A 22,591-nucleotide genomic window follows, 5' to 3' on the forward strand; every position below is an offset into this window, starting at 1 on the left:
CCGTCACATCGTGCCGACGTGAAAAGGCCGGAACTATCAGAGCCGACTGATAGTCCCGGCCAGAGATTGACGGAGCGTTACGCGCCCAGCCAAGCGCCGAATCCGGTGAACGTCTCCGGCATCGACCGCCGAGCATGCGCCAGACCTGCGTACGTCTCACGCACCATCGGGTGGTACCTGGTCTGCTGCGGAGCCACCTTCCGAGCCTTCTGCAGGCTGCCGAAACTGTCCTCCGTGCGCCCCATCCACAGCTGCGCCCGCGCTACCTCAGCATGGTGGTGAGCCAGCCGCGACGGCGGCCAGTCCTCCGGCAGAGCCAGCCCCTTCGCAGCCGCCACCGCCTCGGGGTACATGTCCCGCTCGGCCAGGGTCGACACCTTGTGGACACCCACGTTGGACGGACCGAAAGCCAACCAATGCGTCTCGATCGCCTCGCCCGTGCGCGTCGCAATTCGCTCGGCCTCAGCGAGGTGCCCGTCCGCCGCGTCCCCGTCCTTACTGCGGGCCGACAGCACAGCGGCACCCAGATGGAGTTGCCCGGTCACCACGTCGCGCTCACGACTCGGCGCGGCCTGCTCCATGGTGGACATCCCCATCTTGATCAACCGGTGCCCAGTGCCGTACTGCGCGGCCCGCAGGTAGACGAGAGCGCGCATGTACTGGCGCATCCCGCTCAGCACCGGGTCGGAGCCGCGCTGAGCAGCCCACTCCACCCGGTCCAGTGCCACGGTGCACAGGTCCGCGTAGCCGAGCTTGGTGGTGACGTCGTAGGCGGTCCGGTACGCGGAGGCGAGGATCTGCCAGGCCCGGTCCGAGCCGTCCTCGTACGCCGCGGCGGTGGCCTCATGGATCAGCCCCGGCAGCTCGGCCGCCGCGTTCTTCAGATCCGTGGCACGCACCAGGGCGCACAACCGCTCGGCGTCACCGTGCAGTTCGTCGAGCCCGCGAGGAGCAACCTCGGGGTCGGCGCCGAGATCGTAGACGTCCAGAGCCTCCCGGATGGGCTGGATCAGGCCGTCAATGTGGTCGTGACGCAGCTCGGCGAGGTAGGGCTGGCCAGTGAGTTCGGAGACGGGCACGGACAGGGCGCGCGCCAGTGCGCCGATGACAGAGGGGCTGGCGGGCATGTTGCCCTGCTCAACCTTGGTGAGGGTTGAGTACGAGACGGCGCTCTTGTTGGCCAGCTCAAGCTGTGTCAGATGGCGGGTTTTGCGCGCCTTCGCGATCCGCGTGCCGGTGTGCTCTTCGATGCTCTGTGGCATGCTGAACTCTCCCGTTCTGTCTCGACATCAGAACGGTACCCCTGGTCGGCTCCGGGGGTACTTCGATCGGCCCCCGCTTGACTGCGGGGCCGACGTGTGTTCGGGCCCCGAGAGCGGGAGCGCCCGCTGGGCCGGTCTTATGATCCACGGCGTGGACATCCCCGACAGACTCATCGCCCTCCAGCAGACCGCCGACGCCGAGCACGACACCCAGTGGAAGCACTGGCGCGACGCCGCGGTCACCGAGCACGCCCGGGAAGCCGGGTTCGCGGTGAGCGCGGGAGCGGGCGTTCGTTCATGATCACCACCTGCGGGAGGCTCGGGGCTGGCGGACGGTGAGCCGGTTGCCGCGGGCGCCGTTGCACCGCAGGTGCGCGCTGCGGGCGTTGGCGGGATCAAGGAAGGCTGCCGCCCCGGCTGAGGGGCACGGCGTGGCACCGAGTGCGCCCTCCAGCTCCCCCAAGACCCCACACCCGACAACCTGGAGCGGGCCCGGCAACTCCTCGCCGCCTCCGGCACTCTGCCGGAGCAGCTTCGGGACCAGTTGGCGGACGTGCTCGCGGCAGCGGCACGAGGGCCCAATATGTGACTCCCGACTGGAACCCCCTCAGAACCCCCTTGGGGGTGGCAAAGAAGCGCTCCCCACCCGGTTTGACCAGGTGGGGAGCGCGGGCGGCGGACGAGTCGGCCTGTACGCCGGGTCCTGTCTCCCGTGGGCCTTGCGGCCCGCGGGGAGGCGGCCATCCATCTAGGACCGACGTTGCCGTCGGCCTCGTGCGGTCTACCCGCGGACTCGGGCGGGCAGCCCTCGATCATCCGCGCAGAGCCGCCTTGCGGTGGCTCCTCTTGACCTTGCTCCGGGTGGGGTTTACCTAGCTGCCCAGGTCACCCTGGGCACTGGTGGTCTCTTACACCACCGTTTCACCCTTACCGAGGACCAAAATCCCCGGCGGTCTGTTTTCTGTGGCACTGTCCCGCGGGTCACCCCGGGTGGGCGTTACCCACCACCCTGCCGTGTGGAGCCCGGACGTTCCTCGGCGGGACCCCGAAGGATCCCGACGCGACCGCCCGGCCGGCTCGTCCGCCGTAGTGACCATGGTACCGGCCCGGGTGGGGCGGCTCAGACGAAGTCGGTCGTCTCCAGCGAGAAGGAGAACGGGGCAGGCAGGTCGAGCTGCTTACCGAAGGGGACCGTGACGTGCTGGCGGTAGTCGGCGCCCTCCGGGTCGCTGAAGAGCGTCACGTCGCTCTTCTCCCGGTCGATGAGGAGGTAGAAGGGGATACCACCGCGCGCGTAGCAGTGGCGCTTGGCCTTGCGGTCCCGGTCCGGCTTGGTCGAGGTGACCTCGACGACCATAGATACGCCCTCGCAGGGCATCCAGGACTCGGCACCCCGGAACAGCCGCAGTTCGGTGGGGGCGAAGGTGCCATCGGGAATCATGTGGTTGCGTACACACAAACCCCCGCGCGGGACCTTGAGGCCCTTGTTGCCGGAGAAGTCCATGTCCGTGACGGACTTCCTGATCACCTGCTTCACGATCACATTGATGTGATCTTCGTGGTCCCCGTCCGGCGGCGGTGTCACGACGATTTCCCCCTCGATCAGCTCGGCCCGGAAGCCTTCCGGCGTATCCAGGGCCAAGAAACCCTCCAGCAGGACGTGGTCGTGGTCCTGCGTGAGCGGTTCGTGTGCCATGGCGCTCATGCCACCCTCTTCCCTGTCTCGCCGCAAGCCTAGGTACCGAGGGGGTCGGTACCCGGCCGAAAGGGTCTTCCTCACTCGATCGTGGCACAGAAGCGCGCACGCCGGGGCGGCTCCGGCGGGCGATCTTGCCCTCTCGACAGGGCGCGGCGGGGCCCTGGACACTGCTTCGACGGCTGGGCGCCAACGCCGATACCAGGAGCGAGGGCATCATGAGCAAGAACAACAGCGACTGGTGGCGGCAGGCCGTCGTCTACCAGATCTATCCCCGCAGCTTCGCCGACTCCGACGGCGACGGGATCGGCGATCTGCCCGGGGTCACCGGTCGGCTGCCGTACCTCGCCGGGCTCGGCGTCGACGCCGTGTGGCTGAGCCCGTTCTATCCGTCCGCGCTCGCCGACGGCGGGTACGACGTGGCCGACTACCGGGACGTCGATCCGCGGCTCGGCACCCTCGACGACTTCGACCGGCTGGTCGCGGAGGCGGACCGGCTGGGGCTGAAGGTGATGGTGGACATCGTCCCCAACCACACCTCGAACGACCACGCCTGGTTCCAGGAGGCCCTGCGCGCGGGCCCCGGCAGTCCGGCCCGTGAGCGGTATGTCTTCCGCGAGGGGCGGGGGCCGGGTGGGGGGCTGCCGCCGACCGACTGGGTGTCGTGCTTCGGCGGGCCCGCGTGGACCCGGCTGCCCGACGGGCAGTGGTATCTGCATCTCTTCGCACCCGAGCAGCCCGATCTCAACTGGGACCACCCGGAGGTGCGCGCCGACTTCCTCACCACGCTGCGGTTCTGGTCCGACCGGGGCGTGGCCGGTTTCCGGGTGGACGTCGCGCACGGGCTGGCCAAGGATCTGGCCGAGCCGCTGCGCGACATCGGCGCGGTGCCCGGCTACGAGCCGGAGGACCTGCCGGAGGACGGCAGCCATCCGCTGTGGGACCGCGACGAGGTGCACGGGATCTTCCGCGAGTGGCGCACGGTGTTCAACGCGTACGACCCGCCGCGGATGGCCGTCGCCGAGGCGTGGGTACGTAACTCCCGACGGGTGTCGTACGCCCGCGCGGACGAGCTGGGCCAGGCGTTCAACTTCGACTTCCTGGACGCCCCGCTCAACGCCCCCGCCCTGCACTCCGTCATCGACGGCGCGCTGTCCGCCGCCCGGGCGGCGGGGGCCTCGGCGACCTGGGTGCTCTCCAACCACGATGTGATCCGGCACCGCAGCCGGTTCGCCCTGCCGGACGATCTGACGAACGCGGGCCGGGACGCCTGGCTGCTGGCCGACGGCCGGGACCCGGAGACCGACCTCGCGCTGGGGCTGCGGCGGGCCCGGGCCGCGACGCTGCTGATGCTGGCCCTGCCCGGTTCCGCGTATCTCTACCAGGGCGAGGAGCTGGGGCTTCCGGAGGTCGCCGACCTGCCCGTGGACGTACTCCAGGACCCGACGTGGGAGCGCAGCGGCCACCGGGTCAAGGGCCGGGACGGCTGCCGGGTGCCGCTGCCGTGGACGCGCGGCGGCACGTCGTACGGCTTCGGCGCGGGCGGCGCGTGGCTCCCGCAGCCGGAGGGGTTCGGGGAGCTGTCGGTCGAGGAGCAGGCGGGGGCGGCCGGTTCGACGCTGGAGCTGTACCGGGAGGCGCTGCGGCTGCGGCGGGAGCTGCGAGGGGACGAGACGGTGGAGTGGCTGGGCTCGGTCGCCGAACTGAGCGCCGGGGTGCTGCACTTCCGCCGCTCCGGCGGCTGGCACAGCGTCACCAACCTGTCGGCGACGGCCGTACCGCTGCCCGCCGTGGGCGAGGTGGTGCTCAGCAGCGAGCGGATCGCGGAGGGGGACGGGCTGCCGCCGTACACCACGGTGTGGCTGCGGGGCGCGGGTGCGTAGGCCGTAGGCTGCGGGGCTGGGGTGGCGCCGACCGGCACCGCCCCCGCGCCGTGCCACCGAAGCTTTCGAGGAGAGACCGTGCTCGTCCTGCTGCCGCCGTCCGAGGGAAAGGCCACGGGAGGCTCCCGATCCCCGCTGGACCTGGGATCGCTGTCGCTGCCGGGACTGGCCGAGACCCGGGCCCGGGTCCTGGACGAGCTGGTCACGCTGTGCTCGGGCGACGAGGCGAAGGCGGCCGAGGTGCTGGGGCTCAGCGCGGGGCTGCGCGGCGAGGTCGCCAAGAACGCGGCGCTACGGTCCGCCGGGACCCGGCCCGCCGGGGAGATCTACACCGGTGTGCTGTACGACGCGCTCGGCCTCGCGACCCTCCCCGCCCCCGCCCGGCGGCGCGCCGCACGCTCGCTGCTGGTCTTCTCGGGGCTGTGGGGCGCGGTACGGATCGACGACCGCATCCCGTCGTACCGCTGCTCGATGGGCGTCAAGCTGCCGGGCCTCGGCGCGCTCGGCGCCTTCTGGCGTACGCCGATGGCCACCGCCCTCCCGGAGGCCGCCGGAAACGGCCTGGTGCTCGACCTGCGATCGGCGGCGTACGCGACGGCCTGGAAGCCGAAGGGGGAGGTCGCGGAGCGCACGGCCACGGTGCGGGTGCTGCAGTCGAAGATCGTGGACGGGGTGGAGAAGCGGTCCGTGGTGAGCCACTTCAACAAGGCGACGAAGGGCCGGATGGTGCGCGACCTCCTGACGTCCGGCACCGAGCCGAAGGGCCCCGGGGAGCTGGTGGAGGCGCTGCGAGGCTTCGGATACGCGGTGGAGGCGACGGCTCCGGAGCGGGCGGGCCGCCCGTGGGCGCTGGACGTGGTGGTGACGGAGCTGTAGCCCTGTGCGGGCGGCGGAGTCGCTGCCTGGGCCAGGCGTCGTTGCAGGGGACGCAACGGGCGTTGCGGGGGGTGTCGGTCGGCCGCAGAATGGGGCCGTGACTGACACCGCGCCCTCGCACTCCTCGCTGCTCGATCTCGCCCCCGTGATCCCCGTCGTCGTGATCGACGACGCGGCGGACGCGGTTCCGATGGCCCGTGCCCTGGTCGCGGGCGGTCTGCCCGCGATCGAGGTCACCTTCCGTACCCCGGCCGCCGCCGATGCCATTCGGGCGATCGTGGCGGAGGTGCCGGAGGCGATCGTCGGGGCGGGCACGGTGCTGAGCCCCGGCCATGTGGACACCGCCGTCGCGGCCGGGTCCCGCTTCCTGGTCAGCCCGGGGTGGACGGACCGGCTGCTGGGCGCCATGCGGGACTCGGGGATTCCGTCGCTGCCGGGCGTCTCGACCACGTCGGAGGTCGTGGCGCTGCTGGAGCGCGGGGTGACCGAGATGAAGTTCTTCCCGGCCGAGCCGTCCGGCGGTACGGCCTACCTCAAGGCGCTCGCCTCACCGCTCCCGGACGCCCGCTTCTGCCCCACCGGCGGCGTCAACGCCAAGCGCGCCCCCGACTACCTCGCGCTCCCCAACGTGGGGTGCGTGGGCGGCACTTGGATGCTCCCGGCGGACGCCGTGGCGGCGGGCGACTGGGGGCGGGTGGAGTCGCTGGCCCGGGAGGCCGCGGCGCTGCGGTAACCCCCAAGAGCGCCTACCGCAGGTGGGACGTGTCGTTCAGGAGGCGGAGCGAGGCGTTGCCGTCGGTGTAGTAGGCCACCGCCGACAGGGACGCCGCCGAGAGTTCCATGCGGAACAGGGACTCCGGCGGGGCGCCGAGGGCCAGGCGGGCCAGGGTCTTGATCGGGGTGACGTGGGTGACGAGGAGCACCGTGCGGCCCGCGTAGCGGGCCAGCAGCTTGTCGCGGGAGAGGGCGACGCGGCGGGCGACCGTGGCGAAGGACTCGCCGCCGCCCGTGGGGGCGGCCTTGGCGGAGCCGAGCCAGGTGTCGAGGTCGTCCGGGTAGCGGTCGCGCACCTCGGCGAAGGTCAGCCCCTCCCAGGCGCCGAAGTCCGTCTCGCGCAGCCCCTCGTCGACGCGGACGTCGAGCCCGAGGCGGGCGGCCACCGCCTCGGCGGTCTCGCGGCAGCGCTTCAGGGGCGAGGCGACGATGGCCTGGACGGTGCCGCGCGCGGCGAGTGACGCCGCGACCAGTTCGGCCTGGCGGTGGCCGATGTCGGAGAGGCCCGGGTCGGCGCCGCCGCTGCCGGAGAAGCGCTTCTCCGGGGTGAGCGGCGTCTCGCCGTGCCGGAGCAGGACGAACGTGGTCGGCGCGCCGAGGTCGGCCGAGCCCCAGCCAGCCGCCGGAGCGGAGGAGGCCAGAGAGGTGGCGGGGGTGTCGCCCGGCTCCGCCTTGGGCTGCCACTGCTCGCCCCGCTTGCCCGCGTCCATGGCCTCGTTGGCGAGCCGGTCCGCGTGCTTGTTCTTCTCGCGCGGGATCCAGTCGTACGTCACCTGGCCGGACGGCAGGAGCCCCTGGGCCTCGGCGGCGAGCGGCCGCATGTCCGGGTGCTTGATCTTCCAGCGGCCGGACATCTGCTCGACGACCAGCTTGGAGTCCATCCGGACCTGGACGTCCGCCTCCGGGTCGAGGGCGTGGGCGGCCCGCAGCCCGGCGATCAGCCCCTTGTACTCGGCGACGTTGTTGGTCGCCGTGCCGATGTACTCGGCGACCTCGGCGAGCGGTTCACCGGTCACCGCGTCCAGGACGACGGCGCCGTACCCGGCGGGCCCCGGGTTGCCCCGGGAGCCTCCGTCGGCCTCGACGATGAAACGACGCCGAGCCATCGCCTACAGTCCCGACTCGGGCGTACGGACCAGGATCCGGCCGCAGTTCTCGCACCGCACCACGGTGTCGGCGGCGGCCGAGCGGACCTCGTTCAGCTCGGTGATGGCCAGCTCCTGGCGGCAGCCGTCGCAGCGCCGCTGGTAGAGCCGGGCGGCGCCGACGCCGCCCTGCTGGTCGCGCAGCTTGTCGTAGAGCTTGAGCAGATCGGCGGGGATGGTCCCGGCGATGACCTCGCGCTCCTTGGTGACGGTCGCGACCTCGGCGTCGATCCCCTCGGTCGCCGCGTCACGCCGCGCCGTGGCATCGGTGATCTTGGCCTGGAGGGACTCCACCCGGTCGGTCAGCTCGGTGGCCCGCTCCTGGGCGGACTCCCGGCGCTCCATGACCTCCAGGACGACGTCCTCCAGGTTGCTCTGGCGCCGGGCGAGGGAGGCGATCTCGTGCTGGAGGTTCTCCAGGTCCTTGGGCGAGGTGACGGCCCCGGAGTCGAGACGCTGCTGGTCGCGGGCGGCGCGCTGGCGCACCTGGTCCACGTCCTGCTCAGCCTTCGTCTGCTCGCGGGCGGTGTCGCTCTCCTCGGTCTGGGAGGCGACGAGGAGGTCGCGCAGCTGGGTGTGGTCGGCGATCAGGGTGTCGAGCTCGGCGTGCTCGGGCAGCGTCCTGCGCTTGTGCGCGAGCTGCGAGAGCCGTACGTCGAGGCCCTGGACGTCGAGCAGGCGGATCTGGTCTGCGGGCGCGGCGTTCAGCGGGGGGCTCCAGTGGTGGTCGTAGGGGACGGAAGAGGTGGGCCCCACCCGGAAGAGGCGGGCCTCACACGGATGAGGCGGACTCGGGCACGAAGGCCCGGAACGGGGCGGCGGCCGCTGCGTGGGCCGTCCAGGGGTCGGTGACCTTACGGGAGACATGGGTGCGCAGGTCCCAGCCGTGCCGGTCGGAGATCTCGTCGAGCTGCGCCGCGGCCTGCTCGGTCCACGGCCATTCGGTGGCCCAGTGCGCGGCGTCCACCAGGGCGAGGTCGCTGTGCTCGCGCGCCTCGGAGGCCGGGTGGTGGCGCAGGTCGGCGGTGAGGTACGCGTCGACCCCGGCGGCACGCGCCTCGGCGAACAGGCCGTCCCCGGAGCCGCCGCAGACGGCGACGGTACGGATCGTACGGTCCGGGTCGCCCGAGACGCGGATGCCCTGCGCGGTGGCGGGCAGCCGGGCGGCGGCGCGCTCGGTGAACTCGCGCAGCGTCTCGGGGCTGTCGAGTTCACAGATCCGGCCGAGCCCCCGGCGCCCGGTGGGGTCGGTCGCGTCCGGCACCAGCGGGCGGACGGTCCGCAGGTCGAGCGCCCCGGCGAGGGCGTCGGATACGCCGGGGTCGGCGCGGTCGGCGTTGGTGTGCGCGACGTGCAGCGCGATGCCGGAGCGGATCAGGGTGTGCACCACGCGCCCCTTGAAGGTGGACGCGGCGACGGTGGTCGTGCCCCGCAGATAGAGCGGGTGGTGGGTGATCAGCAGATCGGCGCCGAGCGCCACCGCCTCGTCGGCGACCTCCTGGACGGGGTCGACGGCGAACAGCACGCGGCCGACCTGGGCATCGGGGTCCCCGCAGACCGTCCCGACGGCGTCCCACTGCTCCGCCCGCTCGGGCGGCCAGAGGGCGTCGAGGGCGGCGAGGACATCGGTGAGAGCGGGCACGGGGGCAAGGCTACCTCCCAGATCACCAGGAAGCCTTGCCCCCGCCTTCACTCAGCGCGACCGCCGCGCGGGGAACGATCTGAAGGGGGATCAGCGGACGAGGTAGCCGCGGAGGTCGTCCAGCACCCGGTCGGCGGCGGTGACGCCGAGGCCCAGGTACCAGGTCTCGTCCTTGACGTTCTCGGCGTGGCCCGCCTTGACCGCCTTGAGCTTCTTCCACAGCGGGTTGGACTCCGCCTGGTCCCGCTTGGTGGCCTTGGGGTCGCCGTAGACCCCGGTGAAGATCCAGTCCGCGTCGGCCTCGTTGATCCGCTCCGGGCCGATCTCCGTGGCCAGGTCCTCGACCTGCTGGTTCTTGGGCCGGGGCAGGCCGACGTCCTGGAGGATCGTGCCGATGAAGGACGCCTTGGCGTAGAGCCGGGTGAACTCCGGCATGAAGCGCAGCATGGTGACGGTCGGCTTCTTCGGGCCGATGTCCTCGCCCAGCTTCTTCGCCTTCGCCTCGTACGCGTCGAGCTTGCGCCTGGCCTCGGCGGTGCGGTCGAGGGCGGCGGCGTTGAGGAGGTAGTTCTCCTTCCAGGTGAAGCCGGGGCGGATGGAGAAGACGGTCGGGGCGATCTGCTTCAGCTCGTCGTACAGCGGCTCGGCGCGCAGCTTGCTGCCCAGGATCAGATCGGGGTGGAGGGCGTTGATGGCCTCAAGGTTGAGGTTGTTGATGGTGCCGACGTTCTTCGGGTTCCCGGCCTCCTTCTTGAGGTAGCCGGGGATGGCCTGGTCGCCCTCGGAGGGCGCGTAGCCGACCGGCTTGACGCCGAGCGACACGACGTTGTCCAGCTCGCCGACGTCGAGCACCACGACCCGCTTCGGCTTGCTCTTGATCTCCGTCTTCCCCATGGCCTGGGTGACGGTGCGCGGGAACTGGCCGGGCTTCGCCTCGGTGCCCAGCTTCGCGGTCTGCTCGGCGGCCTTGCCGAAGTCCTTGCCGCCCTGCGCGACGGACTTGCCCCCGCCGCCGTTCCCCTTCCCGCCGTCCTTGCCGCTGCCGGACGCGCCGCAGGCGGCGAGGGAGAGGGCCCCGGCCAGGGCCAGGGCGAGGGCGGCGCTGCCGCGGCGGTGTACGGACATCTGGTGCTCCAGGAAGTCGTGCGGAAGGTGGCACTTAGGCGTGCCTTACTTTAATCGCACCGCAGACTCGCCACTTACAGCACATTCATCCGCGACCTCTCAGGCGAATCGGACAACGGCCACACGTAAGGGTGGAGTCGACCCCTTATCGACCACCGGGAGGGGGTAGGAAACCTACGTTCAGTGGCCGGAGGTGACTGAACGATGACCGCCTGTGTCTTCGATGCCGCCCTCACCACGGGAGTCGGCTTCCGGCCACGAGAAAGGTCCGCGGAATTCACCATCACCCCGGACCGCTCGTACGGCGCCCGGCTCGCCCTCAGCGGCGACACCGGCTGCTGGTTCCCCGAGCGCTGGACGCTGGACGGGCCCGAGCCGTACGCCGTGCCGCTGCCGGGCACGCAGCCCGAGGAGCCGGACAGCGACGTGCTGCCGCTGTCCGACGGGCAGGTGCTGATCCACCGCCGGGTGGCCGGGCACCACGCCTTCTCGCTGCTCTACCCCACCGGCCCGGGGACGGGCGAGCGGGTGCTCGGCGGCATCGACCGCGCCGACGTCTCGCTGCTGCCGCCCGCGCCCGGCGGCACCTGTGCGTACGCGCTGGGGCGCGGCCCCCGCTCCACCTCCGTCTGGCTGATCCACGGCGGCGCCCGCGGGCTCCAGCACCTGGCCGAGGTTCCCGGGCGCTGCACGGGCGGCGCCTGGCTGGACCGCATGGGGCGGCTGCTCGCGCTCGACCGTGAGCTGGAGGGCCGTACGAAGACCGTCGTCGTCGACCTCGGCCGCGGCGGCGAGACGAGCCCGCTGCTGCAGATCACCGAGCGCAGCAACGACCGGCTGCTGCTCGCCGACCCCGACAGCGGTCTGCTGCTCGTACGGTCCGACGCGCCCGGCGACGAGCGGCTGGGGTGGGGCGTCCTGGGCAGCACCCTCCCGGTCCGCTTCCCGGACTGCCTCCGCCCGCCCGCCCAGGCGACGGCCACCCCCTTCGCGATCCAGCCGGGCCAGATGCTGACGCCGGAGGCGTGCGCGGTGGCCGTCCGCATCGACGCCGCGGCGGGCGGGCGCCCGTGGGTGGGCGTATGGCGGCCGTCCGAGCGGCGGTTGCGCCAGTTCTCGGCGCCGGACGGCTGGCTGGCCGGGGCGGGCCTGTGGAGCCGGGACGGCGAGCTGTGGCTGCCGTACGCGACGCGGCAGGTGCCGTGCGGGCTGGCGCGGGTGTGGCTGCCGGAGTCCGCGGCCCGGCGGCCGACCGCGGCTCCCCGGGTGATCCGGCGGGCCCCCCGCCCGGCCGACCCCCCGCGTCGGGCGGAGCCGACCGGGATCACGCCGTGGCGGAAGGTGAGCGGCGAGGGGGTTACGCATGCGAGTGGGGTGCCGTCTGCGGGGGCGGTCGTCCCTGCGGGCGCGGGCCGGAGCGCGGGCGTGCGCTTGGGCAGGGACGCGAGCCTGGACGCGGGCGCGGGCATGAGCCCCGGCGCGGGCGCGGGCTTGCGCCCGGCAGTGCGCTTGGGAGACGCGAGCGCGGGCACCGCCCCGGGGGTGGGCGCAAACGTGCGCGTGGGCACGGACCCCCGCGCGGGCTGGAGTGCGGGCGCGGGCCTGGGCCCGGACGGCGGTGCAGGCGTCAGCTTGGGCACCGGCTTGCGCGCGAGCGCGGGCATGGGCGCGGACTCGCGCGCGGGTATGCGCGCGGGCGCGGGCGAGGACCCGGGCACGCCCCCGCGCGCGGGGGCGGGCGGGAGACCGGGGGCGGGGTTGGGGCCCGCAGCGGCGCCGGGGGCGGGGTTGAGTGTGGGAGTTCGGTTGGGGGTGGGCTCGGGCGCGGGCGTCACGCGGGTGGAGTCCGGGGTCGAGCCATGGGTCGGGACGGGGTGCTGGCCCGGGGTCGAGCAGGAGACCGGCCAGGAGTCCGGGCTGACCGTGGTCGCCCCGCGGCCCGTCCCCCTTCAGCAAGCGCCTCTCGCCAGGTCAGCGGAGCCCCGGCCACCCCGCTGGGTTCGCGATCACCGCCCTGGTTAGACTCGGTCGCTGGGGCTGGCGCAGCCGGTTGGCAGGCGCGTAACGACGTTTGTGGCGGGCCCCTCGCGCAGAGTACGGAGCGACTTACCGGGGTGACTTCCCACATGTCCGAAGCCCGAACCGACATGCCCCAGGCGCGCCCGCAAGACGCGGCTGCCGCCGAGGCCGATGCCGCCGCAAGCCAGGGCAAGCACCGGGGTCAGCAGGCCGCGGCCGAGGAGCCGCAGGCCCCGGCGCACGGCCGCCACCGCCGCCCGAGCGAGAGCGCCTCGTAAAGCGAGAGCGCCTCGTAAAGCGGTCGGGAGCGCATTCCCCACCCCTCCCTCTCCCACAGCATGCGTTCACGGCTGTGGGAAAGGGAGGGGTGGGCGTCGTTCACCCCGGCGTCCACCCCGATGTCCACCCGGCGTCCGCCCCGGCGCCCCTCACCCCCGCTTCAGGCTCAGCACCTCCAGCGCCGCGAACCCCTCCCCGTGCCGCTCGCCGAAGTACGGCGTGAGCAGGCCGTCCAACTCGGCGAAGCCGAAGACGTCCCCCTTCGCGTCCAACTTCGCGGCCACCCGCGGCCGTTCCACGATCGCCACCATGCCCCCGTGGACCACGAACACCTGGCCGCTCACCCCCGTCGCCTGCGGGGAGGCGAGGTAGCCGACCACCGGGGCCACGTGTTCCGGGGACAGCGGGTCGGGGCGGCCATCCGCCGCGAGCCCGGCGTCGGGGAAGACGTCCTCGGTCATGCGGGTGCGCGCCCGTGGACAGATGACGTTCGCCGTCACCCCGTACTTGGCGAGCGCGCCCGCCGTGGAGAGGGTCAGGCCGACGATGCCGCCCTTCGCGGCCGCGTAGTTCGGCTGGCCGGGCGACCCGGCGAGGAATGCCTCGGACGAGGTGTTCACGATGCGGCCGTGCACCGGGCCGCCCCCGGCGGCCTTGGAGCGTGTCCGCCAGTGCGCGGCGGCGAAGCGGGTGGTGTTGAAGTGGCCCTTGAGGTGGACGCGGATGACCGCGTCCCATTCGTCCTCGGCCATCGAGAAGACCATCCGGTCGCGGAGGATGCCCGCGTTGTTGACCAGGATGTCCAGCGCGCCGTACGTGTCGACCGCGAGCCGCACCAGTCCGCGCGCCACCTCGAAGTCGGCCACGTCGCCCACGTGGGCCGTGGCCCGGCCGCCCGCCGCGCGGATCTCCTCCGCCACCTCCTCGGCGGGGCCGGAGGACGCCTCGCCCGAGCCGTCGCGGCCGCCCTGCCCGTAGTCGTTGACGACGACGGCGGCGCCCAGACGGCCCAGCTCCAGCGCCTCGGCGCGGCCGAGCCCGCGCCCGGCGCCGGTGACGATCGCGGCCTTCCCTGCCAGCGGACGCGTCAGATCTCGATGCATGTGCGCAGCGCCTCCCCCGTCCGCATCTGGTCGAGCGCGTCGTTGATCTCGCCGAGCCGCACCCGGTGGGTGATGAGCCCGGCGAGGTCGATGCGGCCCGCCCGCCACAGCGCGATGGTCCGTTCGTACGAGCGCAGCACGTCGCCGCCGCCGTACAGGGAGGGCAGGATCCGCTTCTCGTCGAAGAACAGCTCGAACATGCTGAGTTGGAGGAAGTCGTCCATCGCGCCCGCCCCGACGACGCACAGCGTGCCGCCGCGCCGTGTGGTCTCGTACGCCCGGCGGGCGGTGGCGGACCTGCCGACGACCTCGAAGACGTAGTCGAAGCCCTCGCCCGCCGTGACGCTGTTCTTGGCGTCGTCGAGCCCCTCCGGGGCAACCGCCTCGGTGGCGCCGAAGCGCAGCGCCGCCTCGCGGCGCGTGGTGACGGGGTCGACGGCGACGATATGGGCCGCGCCCGCCGCCCGGGCGCCCTGCACCACGCTGATGCCCACTCCGCCGCAGCCGATGACGGCGACCGACGAACCGGCCTCCACCCGCGCCGTGTTGAGGGCCGCGCCGAGTCCGGTGGTCACTCCGCAGCCGATGAGGGCGGCGATGTCGTACGGGACGTCGTCGGGTATCGGCACGGCGCAGGAGGCGGGGAGGACGACCTCCTCGGCGAAGGTCCCGGTCCCGGCCATGCCGAAGACCTGGGAGGCATCGTCGCCCGCGCGCTGGAAGTTGGGCGTTCCGGCGTTCATGAACCCGGACAGGCACAGCTGCGACTGGCCGCGCTTGCAGGACGGACAGCCGCCGCAGGCGGGCAGCCAGCACACCAGCACCCGGTCGCCGGGGCTCAGCCCGGTCACCCCGTCGCCGACCTCCACGACCTCGCCCGCGCCCTCATGGCCGGGGACGAAGGGCACGGGCTGCGGCAGGACGCCGCTCATCGCGGAGAGGTCGGAGTGGCACAGCCCGGTGGCCCGGATGCGCAGCCGGACCTTGCCGGGGCCGAAGCCCACGGCCTCGATGTCGTCGAGGACTTCGAGCTTGTCCTGTCCCGTCTCGTGCAGTACGGCTGCGCGCACAGCGGCTCCTCGGGTTATCTCGGTGTGCCTTGGTGTGTATGGGTGTGCCTCTGGTCCGACGTGGTGCGTCCGCGGTTCAGGCGTGGGCGACGACCGTGTCGCCGAGGACGGGCGCGTCGTCCCGCTCGACGGCGGTCGCCGTCAGCTGGACGCGTCCCTCGTCCCGCCACATCCGGATGCGCAGGGTCTCGCCCGGGTACACCACCCCGGCGAAGCGCGTGGTGTACGAGCGCACCCGGGCGACGTCGCCGCCCAGCTCGGTGTCCACGACCGCCTTGAGGGCCATGCCGTACGAGCACAGCCCGTGCAGGATCGGCTTGTCGAACCCCGCGACCTTGGCGAACCCGGGGTCGGCGTGCAACGGGTTCCAGTCCCCGGAGAGCCGGTACAGCAGCGCCTGGTCCTCCCGGATGACCCGCTCGACCGTCCGGTCGGGCTCGCGGGCGGGGATCTCCAGCCGCTCGGAGGGGCCGCGCTCGCCGCCGAAGCCGCCCTCGCCGCGGACGAAGATACGGCTGTCGCAGGTCCACAGCGGGCCGTCCGCGTCGGCCGCATCGGTGCGCAGCACGATGACCGCGGCCTTGCCCTTGTCGTACACCGCGGCGACCCGGGACGTCAGGGTGGCGTCCCCCGCCACCGGGATCGGCCGGTGCGTCTCGACGGTCTGGCCGCCGTGCAGGACGGCCGCGAGGTCGACGTCGATCCCCGGGCCGTTCAGCCCCCCGGCGAGCGCCATGCGGCCGCCCGCGACGGTGGCGAAGCTGGGCAGGACGTGCAGCTCGCTCTCCAGGGTGTAGCGCAGCTCGCCGGGGTCGGTGGCGGGGATTCCGGCGCCGATGCCCAGGTGGTAGAGCTGGATGTCCTTGTGACCCCAGGCGAGGGCGGCGGTCCGGGGCTCGGCGGAGACGGCCTTGGCGGCATCGATGGGCATAGGGCGACAGCACTCCTTGGCGGGAGGGGCGGGAAGACCCCGGCCCGCCCGTCCGCACCGTCGGCCGCGCCGGGGTCGTCACTGGTCGGCAGGGCCGCGCCGCATGTAGAACGCGTTCTAGCCGATGGCACCCATGTATAGCCCAATCCCCCCGGAGGGGGAAGACTGCTGACAGGTCGTCAGCTGCGTCGGTACCCGCGCGCCGGGGGCCGTTCGTCACCACCCCCGGGACAAATGTCACGGCCATTCCCCGACATCCGCATCTGCCCAGCTCACACTGGGTTGCGTAAGGTCCGTCCCATGTATGAGACCGCCGCGGGTATCGAGCGGCTCAAGCCGCCGGGCCGCCGGGCCTTCCTGCCCTGGCTGCTCATGCTCACCCCCGACGCGAGAACCCTCTTCGGGGGCGGAACGCCACTGCCCTGGCTCGCCGGTCTCGGGCTGGTGGCCTTCGCGGGGTGCTACGTGACCGCCGTCTACACCGGCCTCGACCCGCGGCGCCGCCCCACCCGGGCCCCGCTCCTGGCCCTCGCCGGGCTGGCCGCGGTCACCCTCGCCCTGGGCATCGGCTACGCCGGGAACTGGCTGCTGTGCTTCCCGCTGCTGTCCCTGGCCACCGGGATCGTGCTCCGGGGGCGCAGGCACCTGGGGCCCGTCATCCTCAGCTTCGCCGGGGCCGCCGGGATCATCGCGAGCCTGCGCGGCGGGGCCTCGGACTCGTTGACGGTCGGCTACGGCACCGTCCTGTCGGGCCTGGTGACGGCGGCCATCCTGTCCCTCTTCGAGACCGTCGCCCAGCTCCGCGCGACCCGCCAGGAGCTGGCCCGTACGGCGGTGGAGAAGGAGCGGCTGCGCTTCTCCCGCGATCTGCACGATCTCCTCGGGCACACCATGTCGGTCGTCGTGGTCAAGGCGGAAGCCGTACGCCGCCTCGCCCCGCGCGATCTGGAGGCCGCGCTGGGCCAGGCCGCGGACATCGAGGCGGTCGGCCGCCAGGCCCTGACCGAGATCCGCGAGGCCGTTACCGGCTATCGCGAGGGCAGCCTGGACACCGAGCTGGACCGGGCCCGCTCGGTGCTCGACGCCTCCGGCACCGAGGCCGGCGTACAGCGCTCGGGACCGCCGCTGTCGCCGCAGGCGGAAGCGCTGCTGGGCTGGGTGGTGCGGGAAGGCGTCACCAATGTGGTGCGGCACAGCGGTGCGGACCGCTGCGAGATCGACGTCCGCGGGGGCGTCGACCGGGTACGGCTGGTGATCACCGACAACGGGCGCGGCGTAGGCTCCCGTCCGGCCAGCGAGGACGGCAGCGGCGGCGGTACGGGCCTCAAGGGGCTGGCCGAGCGGCTGTCCGCGGCGGGCGGTTCGCTGACGTCCGGCCCCGACGGCCGCCGGGGCTTCCGGCTCGTCGCCGAACTGCCGGTGGATACGGAGGATCCGATGGAGAGCACGGAGGCCGGTCGGGCCCCGCAGACCAAGGGGGTCCGCACCGCGTGATCAAGCTGCTGCTCGCCGAGGACCAGGGGATGATGCGGGGCGCGCTGGCCCTGCTGCTCGGGCTGGAGGAGGACTTCGAGATCGTCGCGCAGGTCGCCGACGGCGACGAGATCGTGCCGCACGCGCTCGACACCGCACCCGATGTCGCGCTGCTGGACATCGAGCTGCCGGGCCGCAGCGGGCTGGACGCCGCCGCGGAGCTGCGCCGGGCGCTGCCGGGCTGCCAGGTGCTGATCCTCACCACCTTCGGCCGCCCCGGCTATCTGCGCCGGGCGATGGAGGCGGGGGCCGCCGGGTTCCTGGTCAAGGACGGGCCGGTGGAGGAGCTGGCGGTGGCGATCCGCCGGGTGCTGGCGGGTGAGCGGGTGATCGACCCGGGCCTGGCCGCGGCCGCGCTCAGCGCGGGCCCCAACCCGCTCACCCAGCGCGAGCGCGATGTGCTGTCGGCGGCGGTGGACGGCGCCACGGTGGCCGACATCGCGGCCAAGGTGCACCTCTCCCCCGCCACCGTGCGCAACTACCTCTCGTCGGCGATCGGCAAGACCCAGACCCGTAACCGCATGGAGGCGGTCCGGGCCGCCCGTCAGAACGGCTGGCTGTGACGGGTTTCTACGAGACCTCCGCGCGGGCCGCGGCAGGGGTACGCGGCAGGGCCACGGCCATCAGCACCACCGCCACCGCGATGATCCCCGTGGCCACGACGAACGCATGGCCGTACCCGGCGGCCAGCGCCTCCGGCCCGCCCCCGCCGCGGGCCGTGATGCGCTCGGCCGCGACGGTCGCCAGCACGGTCAGGCCGAGCGCACCGCCGATCTGCCGCGAGGTGTTGACCAGCCCCGACACCAACCCGGCCTCGGACGGGCCCGCGCCCGAGGTGGCGGAGGCGGCGAGCGGGGTCATCATCAGCCCGGATCCGAGGGACATGACGATCGCGGGGCCCAGCACCGTACCGGCGAAGGTGCCGTCCGCGTCCATCCGGCTCTGCCACGCGTAGCCGACGACGGCCAGCGATCCGCCCGCGATGGCGAGGAACTTCCCGTCCAGCCGGGCCATCAGCCGGGGTGCGAGCTTCGAACCGAGGACGATGGACAGGCTGTGCGGAAGGAAGGCGAGACCGGCCCTGACGGGGCTGAAGTGCAACACGTTCTGCAAGTAGAGCGACATGAAGTACCACATGGCGAACATGCCGCCGCCGCACACCACCATCACCGCGTTCGCCGCCGTGACCGCCCGGATCCGGAACAGCCGCAGCGGCATCAGCGGCTCCTTCGTCCGCGCCTCGACGGCCACGAAGAGCGCGAGCAGCGCCACCCCGGCGAGCAGCGGCCCGAGCGAGGCGGCGGCGCCCCAGCCGTACGGCTCGGTCTGCACGATGCCGTACGCGAGCGCCCCGACGCCCGCCGTGACCAGCACCGCGCCCGGGACGTCGAGCCGTCGCGCCACCCCGGAGCGGCCCTCGGTCAGCCAGAACACCGCGGCCACCAGCACCACCACGCCCACCGGCACGTTGACCAGCAGCACCCAGCGCCAGGACAGATATCCGGTGAGCACCCCGCCCACCAGTCCGCCCGCCGCTCCCCCGCCCGCGCCGACCGCCGCTCCCCCGCCCGCGCCGACCGCCGTCCAGGTGCCGATGGCGCGGGTGCGGGCCGCGCCGTGCGGGAAAGCGGTGGTGAGGATGGTCAGCGTGGCCGGTGAGAGCACGGCCGCGCCGAGGCCCTGAAGGGCGCGGGCCGCGACCAGTTGCCACGGCTGCTGGGCTATGCCGCCCGCCAGGCTGGCGGCGGTGAACAGCCCGAGCCCGGTGAGAAAGACCCGCTTGCGTCCGAAGAGGTCGGCCGCGCGGCCGCCGAGCAGCAGGAACCCGGCGAAGGTCAGCGCGTACGCGTTGACCACCCACTGCAGCGCGGTCTCGCCGAGCCCCAGGTCCGTACGCATGGACGGCAGGGCGACGTTCACCACCGAGACGTCGAGGACCACCACGAACTGTCCGGCGCAGGCGGCCAGCAGCACCGCCCAGACCGGTGGCGAGGCCCTCGGCGGGCGCGGGGCGGAGGCGGAGTCGGTTGTCGGGGGAAGGGCATGCGGAGGGGGAGTTGGGGTGGACATGGCGGCGATGCTCGCATTGTGTGCGGGCCCCACGCATCGGCATTTCTGCGCATTTGCGGACGGTTGCCGGTCCTAGGACCACCGTCCTACCCGGTCGGCGCCGGGTCGCGGGGCAGTCCGAGCAGCCGTTCCGCGACGACGTTCAGCTGCACCTGCGTCGTACCGCCCGCGATGGTCAGACAGCGCGACATCAGAAAGCCGTGCAGGGCCCGCTCCCCCGCGCCCTCACGCACCGCGCCGTCCGGGCCCAGCAGCTCCAGGGCGAGTTCGGCGACCTTCTGCTGGTGGGCGGTCTGGACGAGCTTGCGGACACTCGCGCCCGCACCCGGCTCCACACCGGACACCTGGCGCAGGGTGGTCCGCAGCCCGATGCAGGCGAGCGCGTGGGCCTCGGCCATGAGCCCGCCGACCCGCTCGCGCACCACGTCGTCCGAAGTGGCGGCGGCGTAGGCGATCAGCGCCTCCAGACCGGTGTCGAAGGTCAGCTGGTCGGCCATGTGGACGCGTTCGTTGCCGAGGGTATTGCGGGCGACCGCCCAGCCCGCGTCCACCTCGCCCACCACCGCCTCCGGCGGGAGCAGCACCTCGTCCAAGTACACCTCGTTGAAGAGGGATTCCCCGGTGATCTCCCGCAGCGGTCGGATGGTGACCCCGGCCGTCCGCTTCATGTCGACCAGGAAGTAGCCGAGCCCCTTGTGCTTGGGTGCCGTGGGGTTCGTACGGGCCAGCAGGATGCCGTAGTCCGCCGACCTGGCCCCCGACGTCCACACCTTCTGCCCGCTGACCCGCCACCAGCCCTCCGCGGTCCGCTCGGCCCGGGTGCGCAGGGCGGCGAGGTCGGAACCCGCGTCGGGTTCGGAGAACAGCTGGCACCAGCGCAGTTCGCCGCGGAGCGTCGGCAGCAGGAAGCGCTCGCGCTGGGCGTCCGTGCCGTACGCGAGGAGCGAGGGCACCACCCAGGTGGCGACGCCCAGATCGCTGAGGGCCACGCCCGCGTCGCGCAGCTCGCGCTCGATGGCGAGCTGTTGCAGGGGGCCCGCGCCGAGGCCGTACGGGGGTGGCAGATGCGGTGCCGCATACCCGGTGGGCGCCAGCGCGCGCCGGGCGGCGCCCGGGTCCAGACCGCGCGCCGTCGCGAGGGCGGCGCGGGCGCCGCGGCGGTGGGTCTCGGCCTCGGGCGGGAGGTCGAGCCGCAGTTCGCGCCGGGCGCCGGTGGCGGCGAGGCGGGCGGCGCGTAACCGGTGGTGTGCGCCGGTGCCGAGCAGCGCGCGGGCCGCGGTGGCGCGGCGCAGATGGAGGTGGGCGTCGTGTTCCCAGGTGAAGCCGAGGCCGCCGAGGATCTGGACGCAGTCCTTGGCGCAGCCGTACGCGGCGTCCAGCGCGGTGGCGGCGGCGAGCGAGGCGGTGAGGCCGCGTACGGCGCGGGGCTCGCCCGCCGGGGTTTCGTCCGCCGGGGCTTCGTCCGCCGCCCGGGCCGCGTCCCAGGCGAGGGCGCGGGCCTGCTCGACGCGGACGAGCATGTCCGCGCACAGGTGCTTCACGGCCTGGAACTGCCCGATCGGCCGCCCGAACTGCTCCCGCGTCCGCGCGTGCCCGACCGCCGTCTCCAGCGCCCAGCCCGCGGTACCGCACGCCTCGGCGGCGAGCAGGACGGACGCCAGGTCCGTCACCAGCGCGGGGTCGATGTCCAGCACCCGCCCCTCGGGGACGGCCACGCCGGAGGCGCTTACCTCGGCGGTCGGGCGGGTGGGGTCGGCGCTGTCGTGGACGCGGAGGGTGAGGGCGGCGCGGTCGACGGCCAGCCATACGGTCGCCGCGCCCCGGGCCGCGGCGAGCACGAGCACGTCGGCGTCCCCCGCGCCCAGGACCGGCGGCGCGCATCCGTCGAGGACCAGCCCGCCGTCCGCGCCGGGTGCGGCGGTGAGCGACCCGGCGCCGAACGCGACGGCACCGGCGCGGGTGCCGTCGGCGAGGCCCGCGACCAGTTCGTCCCGTCCGGCCCGGTGCAGTACGGCGGAGGCCAGCACGGTGGGCAGATACGGCCCGGGCAGCGCGGCCCGCCCCGTCTCCTCCAGGACGACGGCGAGGTCCGCCAGCCCTCCGCCGCCTCCGCCGCGCTCCTCCGGCAGATGCGGGCCGAGCAGGCCCTGTGCGGCCATCCCGGGCCAGTACGAGGCCCTGCCCCCGGCCCCGGGCGCGGCGTCGAGCGCCTTCCGCACCGCCTCCGGCGGCACCGCCCGCCCCAACCACCCCCGCACCGCGCGCGCCAGCTCCTCATGGTCTTCCGTGACCCCGATGCCCATGGCGCGGATACTAGAACCCGTTCCAATCTGACGGAAGGTCAGCCGCGGCACCGGTTTGTGGGCAATCGTTCCGCTGGGCGGAACGGGTGGGCACAAACCGGCCACCGGCCCGCACCCGGCAACGAAACCCCCGCCAAAGGCGGCCCCGGCCGCACCACCCACCGGCCCGCACCCGGCAACGAAACCCCGGCACCCCATACGGCAGGATGACCCCGTGACTCACCCCGCCACCGCCGTCCTGGACGCCTTCGAAGCGGCCAAGGGCTTCATGCCCACAGACGAGGGCCTCGCCCTCCACGCCGCCGCCACCGACGCCGGACGCATGGGCCTGCCCCTGCTCGAAGTGGGAACGTACTGCGGCCGCTCCACCATCCTCCTCGCCGACGCCGCCCGCGCAGCGGGAACCATTGCCGTCACCGTCGACCACCACCGCGGCTCCGAGGAGCAGCAGCCCGGCTGGGAGTACCACGACCGGGACGTCGTCGACCCCGAGGTCGGCCGGATGGACACGCTGCCCACCTTCCGGCGCACCCTGCACGCCGCGGGCCTCGAAGACCACGTGATCGCCGCCGTCGGGCGGTCCCCGCAGGTCGCCGCGGTGTGGGGAAAGCCACTCGGGCTCGTGTTCATCGACGGCGGGCACACCGATGAGCACGCGACCGCCGACTACGAGGGCTGGGCACCCCACGTGGCACCCGACGGCCTCCTCGTCATCCACGACGTGTTCCCCGACCCGGCCGACGGCGGCCAGGCCCCGTACCGGATCTACCGCCGCGCCCTCGCCTCCGGCGCGTTCACCGAGGTCTCCGCGACCCGCTCGCTGCGCGTGCTGCGCCGCACCGGGACGACCCCGCCCGCCTGACGGCCAGCCGATAGCATC

20 protein-coding genes and 1 other RNA gene are annotated in these 22,591 nt (G+C 73.4%); 9 read left to right on the top strand and 12 right to left on the bottom strand.

Translation table 11 applies throughout. The features are described 5' to 3' along the window. Window positions 1-77: 77 nt before the first annotated feature. The gene (locus tag ACZ59A_RS02950; RefSeq protein WP_470952684.1) at window positions 78-1,262 is read right to left on the bottom strand and encodes a helix-turn-helix domain-containing protein; all 1,185 of its coding nucleotides are present in this window, start codon (window positions 1,260-1,262) and stop codon (window positions 78-80) included. Window positions 1,263-1,413: 151 nt separating this feature from the next. Between ACZ59A_RS02950 and ACZ59A_RS02955 the strand changes: the two genes are divergently transcribed. Continuing rightward, window positions 1,414-1,563, top strand: coding sequence for a hypothetical protein (locus tag ACZ59A_RS02955; protein WP_470952687.1), 150 nt, complete (start codon window positions 1,414-1,416; stop codon window positions 1,561-1,563). A gap of 375 nt (window positions 1,564-1,938) precedes the next feature. On the opposite strand, the gene rnpB is transcribed toward ACZ59A_RS02955, so the two are convergent. Beyond that, window positions 1,939-2,342, bottom strand: an RNA gene (gene rnpB / locus ACZ59A_RS02960) — RNase P RNA component class A. Between the two features lie 40 nt (window positions 2,343-2,382). Continuing rightward, window positions 2,383-2,958 (bottom strand): Uma2 family endonuclease, encoded by a 576-nt coding sequence (locus ACZ59A_RS02965; protein ID WP_470954616.1) that lies wholly within the window; start codon window positions 2,956-2,958, stop codon window positions 2,383-2,385. A 218-nt stretch (window positions 2,959-3,176) separates the two neighbouring features. Between ACZ59A_RS02965 and ACZ59A_RS02970 the strand changes: the two genes are divergently transcribed. The 3 genes from ACZ59A_RS02970 (at window position 3,177) to ACZ59A_RS02980 (ending at window position 6,450) form a co-directional block, all read left to right on the top strand. Next, complete coding sequence (locus ACZ59A_RS02970) at window positions 3,177-4,841, top strand: glycoside hydrolase family 13 protein (RefSeq protein WP_470952690.1); 1,665 nt, start codon at window positions 3,177-3,179, stop codon at window positions 4,839-4,841. A 78-nt stretch (window positions 4,842-4,919) separates the two neighbouring features. Beyond that, window positions 4,920-5,717, top strand: a complete 798-nt coding sequence (yaaA, locus tag ACZ59A_RS02975) for a peroxide stress protein YaaA (protein ID WP_470952693.1) — start codon at window positions 4,920-4,922, stop codon at window positions 5,715-5,717. A gap of 97 nt (window positions 5,718-5,814) precedes the next feature. Then, on the top strand, window positions 5,815-6,450 hold the full coding sequence (locus ACZ59A_RS02980) for a bifunctional 4-hydroxy-2-oxoglutarate aldolase/2-dehydro-3-deoxy-phosphogluconate aldolase (protein ID WP_468054139.1): 636 nt from the start codon (window positions 5,815-5,817) through the stop codon (window positions 6,448-6,450). 13 nt (window positions 6,451-6,463) lie between these two features. Here the strand turns inward: ACZ59A_RS02980 and ACZ59A_RS02985 are convergent, their stop codons facing one another. The 4 genes from ACZ59A_RS02985 to ACZ59A_RS03000 form a co-directional block, all read right to left on the bottom strand. Then, window positions 6,464-7,597, bottom strand: coding sequence for a bifunctional RNase H/acid phosphatase (locus ACZ59A_RS02985; protein ID WP_470952697.1), 1,134 nt, complete (start codon window positions 7,595-7,597; stop codon window positions 6,464-6,466). Between the two features lie 3 nt (window positions 7,598-7,600). Beyond that, a complete protein-coding gene (locus tag ACZ59A_RS02990) occupies window positions 7,601-8,344 on the bottom strand; it encodes a zinc ribbon domain-containing protein (RefSeq protein WP_470954619.1) in 744 nt (247 codons plus the stop codon). A 64-nt stretch (window positions 8,345-8,408) separates the two neighbouring features. Further along, on the bottom strand, window positions 8,409-9,278 hold the full coding sequence (locus tag ACZ59A_RS02995; RefSeq protein WP_470952700.1) for a Nif3-like dinuclear metal center hexameric protein: 870 nt from the start codon (window positions 9,276-9,278) through the stop codon (window positions 8,409-8,411). A 90-nt stretch (window positions 9,279-9,368) separates the two neighbouring features. After that, window positions 9,369-10,403 carry an ABC transporter substrate-binding protein gene (locus tag ACZ59A_RS03000; RefSeq protein WP_470952703.1) on the bottom strand — a complete coding sequence of 345 codons (1,035 nt, stop codon included), beginning with the start codon at window positions 10,401-10,403 and terminating at the stop codon, window positions 9,369-9,371. 204 nt (window positions 10,404-10,607) lie between these two features. Between ACZ59A_RS03000 and ACZ59A_RS03005 the strand changes: the two genes are divergently transcribed. Beyond that, window positions 10,608-12,425, top strand: coding sequence for a hypothetical protein (locus ACZ59A_RS03005; RefSeq protein WP_470952706.1), 1,818 nt, complete (start codon window positions 10,608-10,610; stop codon window positions 12,423-12,425). Between the two features lie 104 nt (window positions 12,426-12,529). Further along, on the top strand, window positions 12,530-12,700 hold the full coding sequence (locus ACZ59A_RS03010; RefSeq protein WP_470952708.1) for a hypothetical protein: 171 nt from the start codon (window positions 12,530-12,532) through the stop codon (window positions 12,698-12,700). Between the two features lie 150 nt (window positions 12,701-12,850). Here ACZ59A_RS03010 and ACZ59A_RS03015 read toward each other — a convergent pair whose 3' ends face one another. The 3 genes from ACZ59A_RS03015 to ACZ59A_RS03025 form a co-directional block, all read right to left on the bottom strand. Further along, window positions 12,851-13,804 (bottom strand): 3-oxoacyl-ACP reductase, encoded by a 954-nt coding sequence (locus ACZ59A_RS03015; RefSeq protein ID WP_470952711.1) that lies wholly within the window; start codon window positions 13,802-13,804, stop codon window positions 12,851-12,853. Beyond that, window positions 13,789-14,874, bottom strand: a complete 1,086-nt coding sequence (locus ACZ59A_RS03020; protein WP_468054127.1) for a Zn-dependent alcohol dehydrogenase — start codon at window positions 14,872-14,874, stop codon at window positions 13,789-13,791. Before ACZ59A_RS03020 ends, ACZ59A_RS03015 begins: the two co-directional genes overlap by 16 nt. A 76-nt stretch (window positions 14,875-14,950) precedes the next feature. Continuing rightward, window positions 14,951-15,805 carry a MaoC/PaaZ C-terminal domain-containing protein gene (locus tag ACZ59A_RS03025; protein ID WP_470952715.1) on the bottom strand — a complete coding sequence of 285 codons (855 nt, stop codon included), beginning with the start codon at window positions 15,803-15,805 and terminating at the stop codon, window positions 14,951-14,953. 300 nt (window positions 15,806-16,105) lie between these two features. Between ACZ59A_RS03025 and ACZ59A_RS03030 the strand changes: the two genes are divergently transcribed. Then, window positions 16,106-17,299 carry a sensor histidine kinase gene (locus ACZ59A_RS03030; RefSeq protein ID WP_470952717.1) on the top strand — a complete coding sequence of 398 codons (1,194 nt, stop codon included), beginning with the start codon at window positions 16,106-16,108 and terminating at the stop codon, window positions 17,297-17,299. Continuing rightward, window positions 17,296-17,901: a response regulator gene (locus ACZ59A_RS03035; RefSeq protein WP_470952720.1), complete on the top strand. Its 606-nt coding sequence runs from the start codon at window positions 17,296-17,298 to the stop codon at window positions 17,899-17,901. The genes ACZ59A_RS03030 and ACZ59A_RS03035 overlap by 4 nt, the downstream gene beginning before the upstream one ends. 7 nt (window positions 17,902-17,908) lie before the next feature. Here the strand turns inward: ACZ59A_RS03035 and ACZ59A_RS03040 are convergent, their stop codons facing one another. Together ACZ59A_RS03040 and ACZ59A_RS03045 are read right to left on the bottom strand one after the other, a co-directional pair. Then, window positions 17,909-19,408: an MFS transporter gene (locus tag ACZ59A_RS03040; protein WP_470952723.1), complete on the bottom strand. Its 1,500-nt coding sequence runs from the start codon at window positions 19,406-19,408 to the stop codon at window positions 17,909-17,911. Between the two features lie 86 nt (window positions 19,409-19,494). After that, window positions 19,495-21,711: an acyl-CoA dehydrogenase gene (locus tag ACZ59A_RS03045; RefSeq protein WP_470952725.1), complete on the bottom strand. Its 2,217-nt coding sequence runs from the start codon at window positions 21,709-21,711 to the stop codon at window positions 19,495-19,497. A 268-nt stretch (window positions 21,712-21,979) separates the two neighbouring features. Here ACZ59A_RS03045 and ACZ59A_RS03050 point away from each other — a divergent pair, with 268 nt between their 5' ends. Continuing rightward, a complete protein-coding gene (locus ACZ59A_RS03050; RefSeq protein WP_470954622.1) occupies window positions 21,980-22,573 on the top strand; it encodes a class I SAM-dependent methyltransferase in 594 nt (197 codons plus the stop codon). Window positions 22,574-22,591 lie beyond the last annotated feature (18 nt).

It is taken from the genome of Streptomyces sp. NPDC040405, assembly GCF_055595765.1.

What these genes read in the sequence shown, in the direction of transcription:
- ACZ59A_RS02950 (WP_470952684.1), bottom strand. Translation starts at nt 1,262, where the DNA reads ATGCCACAGAGCATCGAAGAGCACACCGGCACGCGGATCGCGAAGGCG.
- ACZ59A_RS02965 (WP_470954616.1), bottom strand. Translation starts at nt 2,958, where the DNA reads ATGGCACACGAACCGCTCACGCAGGACCACGACCACGTCCTGCTGGAG.
- ACZ59A_RS02970 (WP_470952690.1), top strand. Translation starts at nt 3,177, where the DNA reads ATGAGCAAGAACAACAGCGACTGGTGGCGGCAGGCCGTCGTCTACCAG.
- ACZ59A_RS02985 (WP_470952697.1), bottom strand. Translation starts at nt 7,597, where the DNA reads ATGGCTCGGCGTCGTTTCATCGTCGAGGCCGACGGAGGCTCCCGGGGC.
- ACZ59A_RS03000 (WP_470952703.1), bottom strand. Translation starts at nt 10,403, where the DNA reads ATGTCCGTACACCGCCGCGGCAGCGCCGCCCTCGCCCTGGCCCTGGCC.
- ACZ59A_RS03005 (WP_470952706.1), top strand. Translation starts at nt 10,608, where the DNA reads ATGACCGCCTGTGTCTTCGATGCCGCCCTCACCACGGGAGTCGGCTTC.
- ACZ59A_RS03010 (WP_470952708.1), top strand. Translation starts at nt 12,530, where the DNA reads ATGTCCGAAGCCCGAACCGACATGCCCCAGGCGCGCCCGCAAGACGCG.
- ACZ59A_RS03015 (WP_470952711.1), bottom strand. Translation starts at nt 13,804, where the DNA reads ATGCATCGAGATCTGACGCGTCCGCTGGCAGGGAAGGCCGCGATCGTC.
- ACZ59A_RS03025 (WP_470952715.1), bottom strand. Translation starts at nt 15,805, where the DNA reads ATGCCCATCGATGCCGCCAAGGCCGTCTCCGCCGAGCCCCGGACCGCC.
- ACZ59A_RS03030 (WP_470952717.1), top strand. Translation starts at nt 16,106, where the DNA reads ATGTATGAGACCGCCGCGGGTATCGAGCGGCTCAAGCCGCCGGGCCGC.
- ACZ59A_RS03040 (WP_470952723.1), bottom strand. Translation starts at nt 19,408, where the DNA reads ATGTCCACCCCAACTCCCCCTCCGCATGCCCTTCCCCCGACAACCGAC.
- ACZ59A_RS03045 (WP_470952725.1), bottom strand. Translation starts at nt 21,711, where the DNA reads ATGGGCATCGGGGTCACGGAAGACCATGAGGAGCTGGCGCGCGCGGTG.
- ACZ59A_RS03050 (WP_470954622.1), top strand. Translation starts at nt 21,980, where the DNA reads ATGCCCACAGACGAGGGCCTCGCCCTCCACGCCGCCGCCACCGACGCC.